Origin of the sequence: Candidatus Izemoplasma sp. (genome assembly GCA_036172455.1) — a bacterium.
Lineage (GTDB): Bacteria > Bacillota_I > Bacilli_A > Izemoplasmatales > Izemoplasmataceae > JAIPGF01.
Genome location: JAXKVY010000002.1, coordinates 286,564 through 301,648, shown reverse-complemented (window position 1 = coordinate 301,648; position 15,085 = coordinate 286,564). Strand labels below are relative to the sequence as shown.

The following is a 15,085-nucleotide window of genomic DNA, read 5'->3' as shown; positions in this document are numbered from 1 at the left end:
GATACTGGATGTAAGCGTTTTTAAATTTAGATGAGGAGCGATATCATGACAGATATAAAAAAGGAAATGACCTGTGTTGTCAAAGAAACCCCTGAAACAGGATTAACGATTACAAAAAAACCGGTACCAAGTGACTTGAAACCTGATGAGGTATTAATTAAAGTTCACTATGCAAGTATCTGTGGTACAGATTATCATATATATGATTATGACGATTGGGCTAAAAAAAGACTACAATTACCATTTACAGCCGGACATGAGTTCTCTGGTGAAATTGTGAAAGTTGGGCATGATGTAACGCGTGTTCAAGTGGGTGATATCGTTAGTGCAGAAACGCATATCATTTGTGGGCAGTGTGAGTTTTGTCAAAACGGTGACGGCCATATTTGTGAAAATACACAAATTATCGGTGTTGACACAGATGGCGCATTTGCAGAATATGTTCGTATCCCAGCAATGAACTGTTTTGTGAATAGTAAAGATGCTAATCCATTACACTTAAGTGTTCAAGAACCTTTAGGGAATGCGGTACATACAATGACGCATTTTCCGATTGAAGGCAAAGACGTTGTCGTCGTTGGATGTGGTCCAATTGGACTTATGGGAGTCAATGTAGCTAAAGCATTAAAGGCACGTAAAATTATTGCGATTGAAGTCAATAATTATCGTCTTAATCTCGCAAAAGAAGTTGGCGCAGATGTGATTATTAATCCGCTAGAAGAAGATGTTATCGAACGTGTATTAGAAGAAACGGGTGGTCATGGCGCAGATGTGATTGGAGAATTTAGCGGTAATAAATCAGCCATTGAACAAGCCTTTAAATACCTTAAACCAGGCGGAGGACTAAGTCTTTTAGGAATCCCATCAAAAGATATTGATGTTGATGTTGCGACAGATATTGTCTTTAAAGGTATTCAAATTTATGGGGTTGTAGGACGCAAAATTTATGAGACATGGTATCAAGTTAAAGAATTAATCGATCAAGACAAACTTGATTTAGATAAAATTATTACGCACACAATGAACCTAGAAGATATCCATAAAGCAATGGATATTATGGGAAGTGGTAATAGTGGAAAAATTGTATTGAAAGTAGGTAATCATTAATGAAAAATCATGAATTAACATACTTAAAAGAAAAAATCCAAGAGCTAAAAGATGAGGGTGTTTATCGAGAACTGCCCATCAATTATGGACCATGTGATAACGTTATTAATTTAAATGGTGAAAAAGTTGTCAATCTATCGAGTAATAATTATCTTGGATTAGCGAATCATCCACGCGTAAAACAAGCGGCAATTGATGCGGTAAATGCTTATGGCGCAGGTGCGGGGGCTGTCCGTACCATTGTGGGAAACTATGATTTAATTGGTGAATTAGAGAAAAAGTTAGCAGCGTTTAAACACGAAGAAGCAGTAATGTGTTTTCAATCTGGATTAAACTGTAATATTGGTGTTATCCAAGCGATTGTTAACAAAGGTGACTTAATCATTAGTGACGAGCTTAACCATGCGTCTATTATTGATGGTGTTAGATTATCTCGAGCTGATAAAGCGATTTATAAACATAGTGATATGGCTGACTTAGAACGCATCTTAAAAGAAAAACGTGATGATTATAATCATGTATTAATAATTACAGACGGTGTCTTTTCAATGGATGGCGACTTAGCAAAATTACCTGAGATAGTCGCATTGGCTGAAAAATATGATGCATTAACTTATGTTGATGATGCACATGGGAGTGGTGTTTTAGGTGAAAATGGTCGGGGAACTGTAGATCATTTTGACTTACATGGACGTGTTGACTTTATTATTGGTACCTTATCAAAAGCGATTGGGGTCGTTGGTGGTTATGTAGCAAGTAAGAAAGAGACGAAAACATGGTTAAGCCATCGGGCAAGACCGCTATTGTTTTCAACAGCGTTACCTCCTGCCGCAACCGCAGCTGCACTAGAAAGTGTCTCAATGCTTATGGAAAGTGATGAATTTACTACAAAATTATGGGATAACGCACGCTACTTCAAAGATAAATTATCAACACTTGGGTTTGATACTGGTCATAGTGAAACACCTATCACACCTGTTATCATCGGTGATGAAGCTAAGACTATGGCATTTAGTAAAGCGTTATTAGATGCTGGTGTTTATGTATCAGGCATAGTCTTTCCAACAGTTCCTAAAGGAACAGGGCGGCTACGTTGTATGATCAGTGCGGCACATACAGTAGCCAACTTAGATTTTGCAGTTAAACAATTTGAAAAAGTTGGAAAAGAACTAGGAATAATATAAAATAATCTAAAACAAAGATGTTAGTAACCCATTATGACAACAAGGTTACTGACATTTTTTTTGTTTTACCCCTAATTATAAGGTATAATAAATAAAAGGAGATGGGATGATGAAACGATTTCTAACTATTATATTTATCTTCATAACGGCATTAACTTTAAGTTCCTGTTCAAGTGCTGATGAAGCTAATTATCTTCCGGATGATTATTATAATGCTGATGATGAAGGAGCTCAAGAAACACCAGACTATGATCAAGGAGATGTTGATTTATCTAATGGCGGCGAAATCTTACAGGCCGATACGCCTACTCTACCAAATCGGAAAATAATTTATGAAGCAGACATAAGTCTTTTAACAGAAGATTTAATGACGAGTTATGAGACTGTAACTTCAACATTGACAGACTACACCGCATATATTGAAGCGGAAAATATCACAGACAAACAAGTCGATGTTGTAATCCGCGTATTATCAATTGAGTTCGATGACTTAGTAAATGATTTGAAAACAAGTGGTGAGCTATTAAGTTATCAAAAAAACCAGTGAAGATATTACAAATGCTTATTCAACATTTGAAGCTAGAAAAGAAGCGTTAGAAACACAACATGATCGTTTAGTCGCACTCATGGCACAAGCGACAGACTTAGATGATATTTTAACACTAGAAGCACAGCTAGTTGATATTGAAGCTGAGTTGAATGATATTGGCCAAACCTTAGCAACATATGATTCCCTTGTAGATTACTCAACGATCAACTTAAGTATTGATTATATTTATAACTTAGCGTCTTTATTACCAAAATCTGAGCGACCAGACATCAATGTAGTTAATTCAACGACAGATACTATCGTTCTAGATATTTATAATCAAAATGAACGAGATACAACACTTTATTTAAATGTCATTGATAACGGTGAAATCATTCAACAATATGAACGCGATGCGTTAGGTGAAAGTACAGAACGTTTTGTTATTGGTGATTTGGCCAGTGGGACTGAGTACCGTTTAGAAGTGAGTGCGTTAGAAATAGAGAGTGTTAGGTCAGAAGAACACATTATTATTGAAGAAACATTACCAACATTTGGATCCCGTGTTCGTAATACATTTAATGCCTCATTAGACAGTATGATTACCCTAGGAAAGGGATTAATCTTAGTCGCAACCGCGCTGTTACCTTATGCAGTTATTGGCGGAGTTGTCTTTATCCCTCTCTATATATTTGTGATTAAACCCCATCGTATAAAAACAAAAGCCATACGAGAAGACATAAGACAAAAAGTTAAAGACCAGCGCGAACAACATAAAAATAACCAAAAATAGATAAAAAGGCATTCAATTGCCTTTTTTTATTGTAATTATTATGTATAATGAAAGTAAGGGTGTGATACATATGAGTTATTTAGGAAACTGGTTACAAGTTTTGAATCAGATTGATGATGATAGCACATATAAAGCAGCGTGGGGTAGAGCAATTATAGAATGTGTTAAGGAAGAAAGTTATGAGATACAAAACAATCTCGTTGTTTTGTATGAATATGATATTGTAAAAAAAATGATGAAATACTACTGGAATTTACACATGTATTTTAGGTTGAATCATTTTGTACCCAAAAAAATCACACGCCGCGTAGATGCGGTTAAAGAAAAGTATTATGATAATAGACAAAAGAGCGATATGGTTTGGTATGATAAAGTAGATTCCTATTTAAAACAATATCCACATGATTATGAACAATTAATTAAGCAGTTTATGACGATTTCTAATAAAGGATTTGCTTATCAATTTTTACGTGTGAAACGACATAAAGTTGACTTGTATCAATTAGATACAAGGCGTAAAGTTATTATTTTTGAACGGAATCAAATAGAGATTATTAAACGATATATAGAAACCCTTCTCAACACCATCCATTATCGTTGGGTATCAGTACTTGAAAAACACAATAAAGTACCTAACATTGTAAAAAAATGTGAAGCTTCTATGCATGATAAACTTTATAATTGGAATTTAAATAAAGAGCGTAACACATTACTTAGATACTATCATTTAGAAGGCGCCAAAGACTTCTTCACAGGAGAAATGATGCAAGTTTCTGAAATACATACATTATCAGTGTTGCCCTATCGGTTTTTATATGATTGTCCTTTATGGAATATTGTGCTAACAACGAAGAAACAAGCCAAACAATATGAAAATAAAAAGCCAAGTCGCAAAATTATAGATAAACTAAAAGAACGTAATCTAAAATTATTTGATTTACTTAAGGATACACGACTACAAGCTAAAATTGAATTAGAGGATGTTATCACATTTGATTTGCTTGAACGGTATTATAATGATTTAGTAGGTGAATATTATGATCTATAACAAACTTGTTCGTGATAAAATACCACAGATTATTCGTAAAGATCATCGTGAATGTGAATCTGAAATCTTATCACTTGATGCTTATAAAGAAGCTTTAAAAGATAAACTGATTGAAGAAACTCAAGAGCTAAAAGAAGCAACTAATCATGATGAAATGATTGAAGAACTCGCCGATATTTATGAGGTGCTTGAAACAATCCTTATGCAAGAAGCCATCGATAAACGAATGGTAGATAAAAAGCGCATTCAAAAAAACATTGATAAAGGTGCTTTCGAAGATAGAATATTATTAAAAGAAGTAAAATAGGGATGCAATCCCTATTTTTCATAAGTTATTCATATTTACCCTAGCATCATTCCGTATAATATAGATATAAGAAGATGATGAGGTGGGAGTATGGTAGTTGTTTATGGAATTGGTATTTTACTTTTGCTAATCAGTATTATTCCATTATATTTGTATTTAATAGAATACAAACCTGAATCTGAAGAAGACGCAAGAAAGTATAGAAACAATCGTAAAAAGGATGTTGAAAATACGTTATCAATCACAACATTGAATGTTGGTTTTTGCGGACGTGACCGCACACAAGAATTTTATACTGATGGTGGACATACTGCTGGTGCAAGGACGCGAGAAGAGCGCTTTGACAATCTCATATCAATCACCTCAATCTTAAAAGATATCGATTCAGATATTTTCTGTTTACAAGAAATAGATAGCCACGGCACACGAACATCTGACATTAATCAAATTGAACATATGGCGTCAGAGTTGAATTCGCATAATATCTTCTTTGCTTATAATTATGTCGCTAAGTGGGTACAACTACCATTGATGCATCCGATGGGAAATGTTAATAGTGGGTTGGCATTATTGAGTAAATATAAAATCGATGATTCTAAACGTATTCAATTACAAACCGAAGTAAAGTTAACAAGGCGCTTATTACATCCTAAAGAGGCGATGTTAGTTAATCGTATTAAAGGACTATCTCATGACCTTATCATTATTAATGTCCATTTAATGCCTTACACACAAAATGATCATTTAAGACGACAACAATTACAATCCATTTTGGACTATGCAGATGAGATATATGATTCACTTAAAAACTACGTTATTATTGCTGGGGATTTCTATTATGATCTCAATTCTGATACAGATTCAGATGGTAATGACTTCAATACAGCAATTATTCCTGAGGGATTCTCACTTCATTATGATGAGACAAGACCCTCTAAAAGAAGTATGACACAACCATATATTAGAGGAGTAAGTGAAGAATTTACTACAGATGGGTTTATCGTCTCAAAAAATCTTTACAATGTGACTATAAAAACACATGATTATGAATTTAAACATTCCAATCATCAACCAGTAACCTTATACTGCAAAGTCAAAAAATAATTCACTATACGTGAATTATTTTTTTGTTCACATATACCCTTAAATTTGATATAATTTAGTTTGTAGAAACTAGGGGGAAAAGATGAAAACAACAATATTTTTCGATTTAGATGGTACACTATTGCCAATGGATTTTAATCAGTTCATGAAAAAGTATTTTGCTGGATTAGCAAAACACTTTTATGATTTAATGGACCCAACAACACTTCAGAAAGCCGTTATGGGTGGAACTGAGGCAATGGTAAAAGATCACTCTGAAAGAACAAATGAAGACGTTTTTATGACTTATTTTAGGCAGTTTATTGATGGTGACATAGGGCCATATCAAGAGCGATTTAATACCTTTTATGTGTCTGAACAGTTTAAAGCGGTGAAAGAAGCAACAACACAAAGTGCTGTTATGCAAGAGGCAATAAATATATTAAAAGATAAAGGGTATGAGATTGTTATAGCGACGAATCCCTTATTTCCTATGCAAGCAAATTTAGAGCGAATTGAATGGGCCGGGTTGAACAAAGATGATTTTACATTAATTACCTCATTAGAAGGCAATACTAAATGCAAACCTAGTCCACTTTTTTACCAAGAACTATTAGATACTTTATCACTTGAAGCAAGTGATGTACTTATGGTTGGTAATGATTATGTAGAAGACTTAGCCGCTAGTGAGTGTGGGATTGAGACCTATATTGTAAAAGGATGCACATTAAATGATGATATTAAACAATATCAGGCAGACTTTGACACATCGGATAAAGACTTTTTAACCTATGTCAAAGCTTTACCGAAGATTACACAATAATATTAAGCTAAAAGTGAGTATCTCAATGCTTGCTTTTAACGTAATCTTAGTGAAAAATTAGATTATGGTTTTAAACAGTTGTTTCACCAAAACAGTGCTGGTATAATAGAGAATAGGTGATAGATAATGAGAGCATATACAAAAAAAGCAAATGAGATTTTAAAAACACTTGATGTGAACCCAGAACAAGGGTTGTCTGATGCACAAGTTATACACAATAAAGAGCAGTATGGAGAAAATTCACTAATCGAAGAACAATCAGAAAGTTTACTTCATATGATTATTGGAGAGTTGACGAACTTTTTAAATTTACTCTTAATTGCCGCGGCGATTGTTAGTATTATAGCAGGGGGTCATTTAACCGATGGACTCTTTATAATCGCCATTGTTATTTTAAATACAGGATTAAGTGTTTTTCAAGAAAGAAAAGCGAATAACGCTGTTGAAGCACTCAAAAATATGAGTGCCCCAAAAGCAAAAGTATTACGAAATGGCCAAGTACAAGAAGTCGCCTCTACTGAGTTAACAGTAGGCGATATCATCATGGTTGAAGCAGGAGATTATATGCCCGCCGATATAAGATTTATTGAAACAACAAACTTAAAAGTGGATGAGAGTGCCTTAACAGGCGAAAGTGTTCCTGTTAATAAAGATAGCGAGTTTGTTGGTAATGATGATGCTGGTATTGGCGATCGTGAAAATATGGGATATATGAGTACAATTGTTACCTATGGTCGCGCAACCGGTATTATTACATCAATTGGAATGGAAACTGAAATTGGTAAAATAGCTACCCTGTTAAATGAAGTAAAGGATGAAATGACGCCTTTACAGAAGAAAATTGACCGTCTTGGAAAACTACTTGGGACTGTTTCAATCATTGTGGTTGTGATTATTTTCTTACTCGGAATCATTTATAACGCGATTGGCTTTAGCGAGTTTGAAATTTTAGATCTCTTCATGGTAAGTGTCAGCTTAGCTGTTGCTGCTATACCAGAAGGGCTCCCAACAGTCATAACGGTTGTATTAAGTTTAGGTATGCGTAAGATGGCGAAAAAGAATGCCATTGTAAAAGAACTTAATGCTGTAGAAACACTTGGGAGTACCACAGTTATTTCGAGTGATAAAACGGGTACACTTACGCAAAATAAAATGGTCGTTACACGTGTATTTGATAATGAAAATATGTATGAAGTAACAGGAAATGGATATGAATTTGAAGGAGAGATCAACGGCGAGAGTGAAGCCTTAGATAAACTCATTGAAATTGGTGGATTATGTAACGATGCCAAAATTGAAGAAGATAACTTAATAGGGGATCCCACGGAGTTGGCATTAGTTACCTTGTTAGGAAAAAGCGGACACAAACCAAAAGATTTAAGACAACAACACAAACGGTTAGATGAGTATCCATTTGATAGTGATCGTAAACGCATGTCGACATTACATCAAGTTGATGATAAACAAATGTTATATACCAAAGGTGCCCCAGATGAGTTGCTAGATGTATGTACACACTATTATCATAAAGGTGACATAAAGCCAATCGATGATAAATTTAAAGAGGTCGTTAAACTTGCAAATCAAGGGATGGCACGTAATGCTTTACGCGTTCTTGGATTTGCCTACAAAGAAGTAGAGACTTATGATGATCTAAAAGATGAAGAGAACAATCTTATTTTTGTTGGATTAGTCGGGATCATTGATCCACCTCGTGAAGAAGTGAAAGATGCGATAGCTGTTTGTCACAAAGCCGGTATTCGTGTCGTTATGATCACAGGTGATCATAAAATTACGGCTAGTGCAATTGGGATTGAACTTGGTATCATAGAAGATGAAAATCATGCTATAGATGGTACAGAAATTAATAATTTAAGTGATGAAGCACTAGTTGAAAAAGTAAAAGACACGAATGTCTTTGCACGTGTATCACCACATCATAAAGTACGGATTGTAAAAGCACTACAAGAAGCAGGTGAAATTTCAAGTATGACAGGTGATGGTGTTAATGATGCACCAGCTTTGAAACAAGCCAATATCGGTGTTGCCATGGGAATTACTGGAACGGATGTATCTAAAGAAGCATCAGATATGGTTCTTATGGATGATAATTTTACAACCATTGTTGATGCTGTCAAAGAAGGACGCATCATTTATACCAATATACGTAAATTTGTTGGGTACTTAGTCAGTTGTAATGTGGGAGAAGTTTTACTGATCTTAGTCGCAATGTTACTTGGGTGGGGAAGCCCATTAATGCCGATTCAAATTTTATGGATTAATTTAGTTACTGACTCATTTCCAGCCTTTGCCTTAGGGTTAGAAAAAGAAGAGCCTGGTGTTATGGAGCGTGATCCTATTGATCCGAATGCATCTATCGTTGATAAGATTATGGGTGTAGCGATTGGATTCCAAGCTGTTTTCTTAACGATTGCCGTATTAATCTCATATTATATTGGGCATAATATTATTGGTGGATCTGATTACATGGGTCAAACCTTTGCCTTTATCACAATTATTACAGGAGAACTATTCCGTGCTTATTCAGCACGAAGCGAAAGCGTATCAATTTTCCGTATGAACCCATTTGATAATAAATATGTTAACTATTCAGCCCTATTTGGATTTGGGTTATTGTTAATAGTTATTTTTATCCCTGGTATCAATGACTTATTCAATACAGATGTTGGATTATCGTGGCAACAATTCTTAACAGCCTTTAGTTTAGGATTCTTACCACTATTTGGTGGCGAAATTGCGAAGGTATTTAAAACTTCATAGTGAACGATTAAACGACAACTTTTGTTGTCGTTTTTTTGATATAAAAAAACACCTTCTAAGAAGGTGTTTAGTAACTAAATACGAGTGAATCATAAGCATTTAATGTAACGGATTTAAAGTAATCAATTTTGCCTGTATTAATTAAAATATCATCAACGTTTTTATCCCACTTAAAAGATACAGATGATTCTCCTAAATTGACAGCCACTAACAAGCGTTTATCTTCATAGTGACGTTCAAATAAGAAGAGGTTATCATAGGTGGTGTCACGTGGAATGAAGGCGCCATACACTATGGTGTTACCGTAAGATTTGCCATGACGTAAATTGATTAAGTGTTGATAATGGTAAAAAACACTATCTTTATTTTTAAGATTATCATCTACATTAATAAACAAGTAATTACTGTTAGGACGTAACCAAGGTGTCCCAGTAGAGAAACCACCGTTATTTGATTTATTCCATTGCATTGGTGTTCTTGCGTTATCACGACCGTTTAAGTATACTTGAGACATAAAATCATGTTGTGACATGACTTGGCGTTCTACGACATACTCATGATAACGATTATGAATCTCAATATCATTATAGTCATCTATATGTTGGTATTTAACATTCGTCATACCAATTTCTTCTCCTTGATAGATGAATGGGATACCTTTCATCAAATGTAATACTGTTACGAACGCTTTAGTGCATTTATCGTTATAAATACCATCATTGCCCCATCGTGAGTTTACACGACCCAAGTCGTGATTATTAAAAAATAAACTATTCCAAGCGTTATCAGGTAAGGATGTTTGCCATTTATAAAGCACCTCTTTTAAGGCTTTACGATCAAGTGGGGTTGTCTTGAACTTGTTAAACGCCTTATCCCAATTCAATGTAATATGTTCAAACTGAAATATGGTTGATAGTTCATGCCGTTTCGGGTCAGTATATAATAAGGCATCGTCAATCGATGCACTCCATGTTTCACCAACTGTAAATGCATTGTACTGTTCAAAGGTTTTTTTAGTTAATTTTTGTAATCGTGAATGGAGCTTAGGACCATTGCTGGTAATCCCTTTATCAACCTCTTTACCTATGAGTTCAATCACATCTAAGCGAAAGCCTTTAATTCCTTTTTCTAGCCACCAATTAATCATCTTATAAATATCTTTACGCATGGCTTTATTGTCCCAATTTAAATCAGGTTGCTCTTCTGTGAATAAGTGGAAATAATGTTGATCAGTTGTTTCATCATATGTCCAAGCACTACCGCCAAATACACTGTCCATGTCTGTAGGGTGATCTCGCCAAATATAATAATCTCGGTACTGACTATTTTTAGCCTTTTTGGCATCTAAAAACCATGGGTGTTGATCAGAAGTATGATTAATCACTAAATCCATAATAATATCAATATCATGCTTTTTGGCTTCTTTAATCAATCGTTTCATATCTTCTAGTGATCCAAAGACAGGATCAATCTTTTGATAATGTGAAATATCATAGCCATTGTCCTTCATTGGTGATTTGTAAACCGGTGATAACCATAGGATATCAACTCCTAAAAAACATAAATATTCTAGTTTCTCAATAATTCCATCAAGATCACCAATGCCATTTCCAGTTGTATCGTTAAAACTCTTAGGGTATATTTGATATACTACTTTATTGTGCCACCATTGCTTTTCCATAATAACCTCCCAGTCACCAGTGTAAACCCTTTCATTACTATTATATATTAGCAGAGAGGTAAAGTAAATAATAAATCCTTTGTACCATCCACTGAAAGAAAAAAAGTAGAACGCTTTATAAACACGTTCTACTTTTGATTCATTTATTTATTCTTTAATAGCTACTTTTAAGCGATTGCTAATTGGGGTTCCTACTAATACACACGCGGCTATTTCAAGTAACGAGTTAACAATAAGGATTGTTACAAAGAAACCGAAGATAGAACCACCGATGAAGTAATTAGAGACAAACTCAATTGCACCTAAAGTTGAGTCTCTTGTAATCCCTTCAGCAATACCGTATACATCTAAGTACCAATAGTTAACACCCGCAATGTATAATAGAGTTACCACAAGTACTGAATGTAGAATGGTCATTACGGCAAAGTATAACCCATCCGCAAGATACTGTTGTTTGAATCGCTTTTGAAAGAAATGAAGGACATCAATTGCGAAGAATCCAACTAAAAAGCGTGGCAAGATACTCACTAATGGATTCGTAAACACAGGATCTAATGGTGCACTTGGGCGTGTTAATGCTACTAAAAATGATGTAAAGCCAAAGACAAATCCCAAGAATCCTCCAACGTAGCGCCCACCAAAATAGGCTCCAATGAAGACAGGGATATGAATGATGGTGAGTCCAACCATTGGCGTTATTTGAATAAAGCCAAGTTGTGGTACAGCACCGAGTACAATAATAATTGCTGTTAAAACAGCTGTTAAAGTAATTTCTTTAACGCGTAAGTTTTGCATAATCTTCTCCTTTTTAGGCCACTTAGGGTCCCATAAGTTATTTTGAAAACACTCTTATTATATCACATTATTAAGGGTATTCAACTAAAAAGGTATGAAACTGTATGTTTCATACCTTAATGTTTTTTAATTATTCTTTTTCTCCAAATACAGCTTCCCAATCTGCTTTAAAACTTGCTAATCCTTTGTCTGTTAAAGGATGTGTAATTGATTTTTTAAGCGTATCATATGGGACAGTTGCAATATGTGCACCGACTAAAGCACTTTCTTGAAGTTGTTTTGGGTTTCTGATTGAGGCACTAATGATCTGTGTGTCAAATCCGTAAATATCAAAAATGTTTCTAATGTCTCTTACAACTTCGATACCGTCATGTAATGTATCAGTAAGTCGTCCAACAAACGGTGACACATATGTAGCACCAGCAGTAGCAGCCATTAAGGCTTGATTGGCACTGAACACCAATGTTACATTCGTTTTAATACCTAAATCTGTCAACATTCTCGTTGCTTTTAACCCTTGTTCTGTGAGCGGTACTTTAACAACCATGTTTGGATGAATCTTAGAAATTTTCTTTCCTTCTTCAACCATACCTTCGGCATCATCACTAATCACTTCACCGCTAATTGGTCCATCGACAATTGATGTAATTTCTTTAATCACTTCATTAAAGTCTCGCCCCTCTTTAGCAATTAAAGTTGGGTTTGTTGTGACACCTGCGATAATTCCTAAATCTGCTAATTCTTTAATGTGTTCTACATTTGCTGAATCAATAAATAGTTTCATAATTCCTCCTCTTTTTCTTCGTTACTATCTTCAGATTGTGTTTCAGGAAACACGATTGGTTCTAAATCAGTTTGCATACCTGTTGTACGAGATGGGAATAAGATACCGTCTAAATGATCAATTTCGTGTTGTATTACAACACCGACATACCCACTGACACGAAATTCAATTTGTCTAACAGAGTCTGTCTCAGGTAAATATTGATGGGCACGTACGCGTATTTTCTTATGTCTAGGGACAATCCCTTCAACTTCGCGATCTATGCTCAAACATCCTTCACCACCAGGTAAGAACGTTTTTTTGACAGAATGGCTAATGATTTTTGGGTTAATCAACATCATTTTATATAGTTTCTCACCTGTTTCATCTGTTGTAAAAATACAGGTCATTCGCTTTGAAATATTGATTTGTGGTGCCGCTAAACCAACACCGGGGCGTAACCCATACTTTTCGGCAGTTTCTGGGTTTTGCGAGTTCTCCAGATATGCCATCATATCTTTTAGGGTTTCTCTAGTTTCTGTATCGAGAGGCAGTTCAACCTCTTTTGTGCGTTTTTCTAAAGTTGGATGACCTTCTCGAATTATATCTTTCATTAATATCATGTTTTCACCTACTTACATATAATAGTATACCAAAATATCGTCTAAGAATATATTAAAATGGTGTAATTTTTCAAACTATTTGATGTTTTAATATTAAAAACGCTTTCAATATGGTTTATTGGTTTACTCTTTGTCAAAAAACATATATAATAAAGTTGATTTTAAGGAGGAATAATAATGAGCAAGATTCGAAAGATCGGAATTATTACAGGTGGTGGAGATTGTTCTGGATTAAATGCCGTTATCAATGGTATTACCAAAACAGCTGTCAATAAGTATGGTGTAGAAGTTGTAGGTTTCACAAGAGGATACAGCGGACTATATAAAAATGATTACAGACCACTTGGTTTACGTAGTGTTTCAGGCATTATGCATGAAGGGGGAACCATTCTTAAATCATCTAACAAAGATAATTTATTTGATTATCCTGTGATGAAAGAAGATGGTACTGTTGAATATAAAGATGTCTCAGATCAGGCAATTAAAAACTTGAAATATCTTGGTGTCGACGCATTAATTGTTATGGGTGGTGACGGAACATTAACAAGTGCTCGTGACTTTTATCGCAAAGGCTTGCCAGTAGTTGGTGTACCAAAAACAATTGATAATGACTTACCAGCCACAGATGTCACATTTGGGTATAATACATCATTAGAAACAATTACAGATGCATTAGATAAAATCCATACAACAGCGTATTCACATGACCGTATTATGGTTGTTGAAGTTATGGGGCGCCATACTGGATGGTTAGCACTTGAAGGTGGATTAGCTGGTAGTGCAGATGTTATTTTGATTCCAGAGATTCCGTATGATATTGAAAAAATCGTTGAAAAAGTTAGACAACGCGATGCATTTGGACGCAATTTCTCAATTATCGTTATTAGTGAAGGAGCGAAACCAAAAGGTGGTGATGTCACAGTCAGAGAGCATGTTGAAGATAGTGCTGACTCAGTGCGTTTAGGTGGTGTTGGTAAAATACTTACCGATCAGCTACAAGAACTAATCCCTGAACATGAAGTACGTTATACAAACTTAGCATATATTCAACGTGGGGGGATTACATCACAATTTGATAGAGCATTAGGATTATTATTTGGTGTTAACGCTGTAGACTTACTGATGAACGGTGGCGCAGGGCGCATGGTTCAATTACGTGGTCGTAAAATTGAATCTATCCCACTAGAAGACGTCGTAGGTGGCGGAGAAATGGGAGAAACGTCGACAGGTGGTGGAAAACAAGTTGATCCAGATGGTCAATATGTTCAAGCTGCAAAAGCAATTGGCATCACATTCGGTGAATAATGTATCAATATCCCATTGATTACGAACAATTTAGCACTGTACAAATTATTGAAATTGTAACTTTTTTAAACCTTATTGAACAAGCGAATGAAGGTAAGTTTGATAGGGCCGAATTACTAGATAAATACACTACATATAAAAATATTATTCGTTCAAAATCTATGGAAAAACAGATTGATAAAGCCTTTAAGAAAGTATCAGGTTATTCTGTTTATCAAACCATTAAAAATATACAATAACCCTGCTTTGCAGGGTTATTTTTG

At 34.9% G+C, this 15,085-nt stretch carries 15 protein-coding genes; 11 read left to right on the top strand and 4 right to left on the bottom strand.

What is annotated here, in order from left to right; translation table 11 throughout:
• Positions 1-45 precede the first annotated feature (45 nt).
• The 9 genes from tdh (at position 46) to UMR38_04030 (ending at position 9,655) form a co-directional block, all read left to right on the top strand.
• Positions 46-1,107, top strand: a complete 1,062-nt coding sequence (gene tdh, locus UMR38_04070; GenBank protein ID MEC9485037.1) for an L-threonine 3-dehydrogenase — start codon at positions 46-48, stop codon at positions 1,105-1,107.
• Positions 1,107-2,291 (top strand): glycine C-acetyltransferase, encoded by a 1,185-nt coding sequence (locus UMR38_04065; GenBank protein ID MEC9485036.1) that lies wholly within the window; start codon positions 1,107-1,109, stop codon positions 2,289-2,291. The genes tdh and UMR38_04065 overlap by 1 nt, the downstream gene beginning before the upstream one ends.
• Before the next feature lie 106 nt (positions 2,292-2,397).
• Entirely contained in the window at positions 2,398-2,838 is a 441-nt protein-coding gene (locus UMR38_04060) for a DUF4349 domain-containing protein (GenBank protein MEC9485035.1), read from the top strand.
• The gene (locus UMR38_04055) at positions 2,822-3,613 is read left to right on the top strand and encodes a DUF4349 domain-containing protein (GenBank protein ID MEC9485034.1); all 792 of its coding nucleotides are present in this window, start codon (positions 2,822-2,824) and stop codon (positions 3,611-3,613) included. The genes UMR38_04060 and UMR38_04055 overlap by 17 nt, the downstream gene beginning before the upstream one ends.
• A 70-nt stretch (positions 3,614-3,683) precedes the next feature.
• Positions 3,684-4,661 carry a hypothetical protein gene (locus UMR38_04050; GenBank protein ID MEC9485033.1) on the top strand — a complete coding sequence of 326 codons (978 nt, stop codon included), beginning with the start codon at positions 3,684-3,686 and terminating at the stop codon, positions 4,659-4,661.
• Positions 4,651-4,968, top strand: coding sequence for a nucleoside triphosphate pyrophosphohydrolase (locus UMR38_04045; GenBank protein MEC9485032.1), 318 nt, complete (start codon positions 4,651-4,653; stop codon positions 4,966-4,968). Before UMR38_04050 ends, UMR38_04045 begins: the two co-directional genes overlap by 11 nt.
• A 90-nt stretch (positions 4,969-5,058) precedes the next feature.
• Positions 5,059-6,072 carry an endonuclease/exonuclease/phosphatase family protein gene (locus UMR38_04040; protein MEC9485031.1) on the top strand — a complete coding sequence of 338 codons (1,014 nt, stop codon included), beginning with the start codon at positions 5,059-5,061 and terminating at the stop codon, positions 6,070-6,072.
• Between the two features lie 82 nt (positions 6,073-6,154).
• Positions 6,155-6,874: an HAD family hydrolase gene (locus tag UMR38_04035; protein ID MEC9485030.1), complete on the top strand. Its 720-nt coding sequence runs from the start codon at positions 6,155-6,157 to the stop codon at positions 6,872-6,874.
• Positions 6,875-7,000: 126 nt separating this feature from the next.
• Entirely contained in the window at positions 7,001-9,655 is a 2,655-nt protein-coding gene (locus UMR38_04030) for a calcium-translocating P-type ATPase, PMCA-type (GenBank protein MEC9485029.1), read from the top strand.
• Between the two features lie 67 nt (positions 9,656-9,722).
• Here UMR38_04030 and UMR38_04025 read toward each other — a convergent pair whose 3' ends face one another.
• The 4 genes from UMR38_04025 to def form a co-directional block, all read right to left on the bottom strand.
• Positions 9,723-11,336 carry an alpha-glucosidase gene (locus UMR38_04025; GenBank protein MEC9485028.1) on the bottom strand — a complete coding sequence of 538 codons (1,614 nt, stop codon included), beginning with the start codon at positions 11,334-11,336 and terminating at the stop codon, positions 9,723-9,725.
• A gap of 147 nt (positions 11,337-11,483) precedes the next feature.
• Complete coding sequence (locus UMR38_04020; GenBank protein ID MEC9485027.1) at positions 11,484-12,131, bottom strand: ECF transporter S component; 648 nt, start codon at positions 12,129-12,131, stop codon at positions 11,484-11,486.
• Positions 12,132-12,261: 130 nt separating this feature from the next.
• Positions 12,262-12,915 (bottom strand): fructose-6-phosphate aldolase, encoded by a 654-nt coding sequence (fsa, locus tag UMR38_04015; protein ID MEC9485026.1) that lies wholly within the window; start codon positions 12,913-12,915, stop codon positions 12,262-12,264.
• The gene (gene def, locus UMR38_04010) at positions 12,912-13,517 is read right to left on the bottom strand and encodes a peptide deformylase (protein MEC9485025.1); all 606 of its coding nucleotides are present in this window, start codon (positions 13,515-13,517) and stop codon (positions 12,912-12,914) included. The genes fsa and def overlap by 4 nt, the downstream gene beginning before the upstream one ends.
• A 177-nt stretch (positions 13,518-13,694) precedes the next feature.
• On the opposite strand from def, the gene UMR38_04005 reads away from it, so the two are divergent.
• Entirely contained in the window at positions 13,695-14,822 is a 1,128-nt protein-coding gene (locus UMR38_04005; protein ID MEC9485024.1) for an ATP-dependent 6-phosphofructokinase, read from the top strand.
• Entirely contained in the window at positions 14,822-15,061 is a 240-nt protein-coding gene (locus tag UMR38_04000) for a UPF0223 family protein (GenBank protein ID MEC9485023.1), read from the top strand. Before UMR38_04005 ends, UMR38_04000 begins: the two co-directional genes overlap by 1 nt.
• The last annotated feature ends 24 nt before the right edge of the window (positions 15,062-15,085 follow it).